We start from the raw sequence: 488 nt of genomic DNA, 5'->3' as shown, positions 1-488 counted from the left end.
AGTTCTTGACCTTCAGAAATCTGGAACTACAATCGTTTTCTCCAGTCACCAGATGCGTAATGTAGAGGAGTTATGCGAATAACTTATTATGCTAAAAAAAGGAAAAGCGGTTCTTCAAGGTAATCTTAGGGCAATTAAACGATCCTATGGTATGAAAAGTATTAACGTTCATGCTGATTTTGACCTTGAGTTTCTCCGTTCTGTTCCTGGAGTATTATCACTTGATAAAACAAAGGATGGTGCTACAGTCAAGGTGGAGAACGAAAAGGTTGCTGAGGACATATTCTTTAACATTGCAGAAACAGGTTTTGCTCGTAAGTTTGAAATAGAGGAGCCTTCTCTGCATGATATTTTTATAGATAAAGTTGGAGGTGAAAACAATGAATAATCTCTGGACGACAATCTCCCATACTGCTGGACGACGTCTAAAATCAAAGGCTTTCATCTTCGCAACTATTTCTATGGCTGTACTCGTATTGGTATTAACG

1 protein-coding gene is annotated in these 488 nt (G+C 38.1%); it reads left to right on the top strand.

Annotated features, from left to right (window positions below):
• The first annotated feature begins 88 nt into the window (after window positions 1–88).
• Entirely contained in the window at window positions 89–388 is a 300-nt protein-coding gene (locus AOA60_RS33340; RefSeq protein ID WP_256592832.1) for a DUF4162 domain-containing protein, read from the top strand.
• Window positions 389–488: the final 100 nt, after the last annotated feature.

Source organism: Pseudomonas sp. 2822-17, assembly GCF_002742485.1.
Lineage (GTDB): Bacteria > Pseudomonadota > Gammaproteobacteria > Pseudomonadales > Pseudomonadaceae > Aquipseudomonas > Aquipseudomonas cyclaminis.
The sequence above is the reverse complement of the archived record's forward strand: the minus strand, read 5'-3'. Positions and strand labels throughout refer to the sequence as shown.

Coding starts and splice junctions, on each gene's coding strand:
- AOA60_RS33340 (WP_256592832.1), top strand. CDS start 89: ATGCTAAAAAAAGGAAAAGCGGTTCTTCAAGGTAATCTTAGGGCAATT.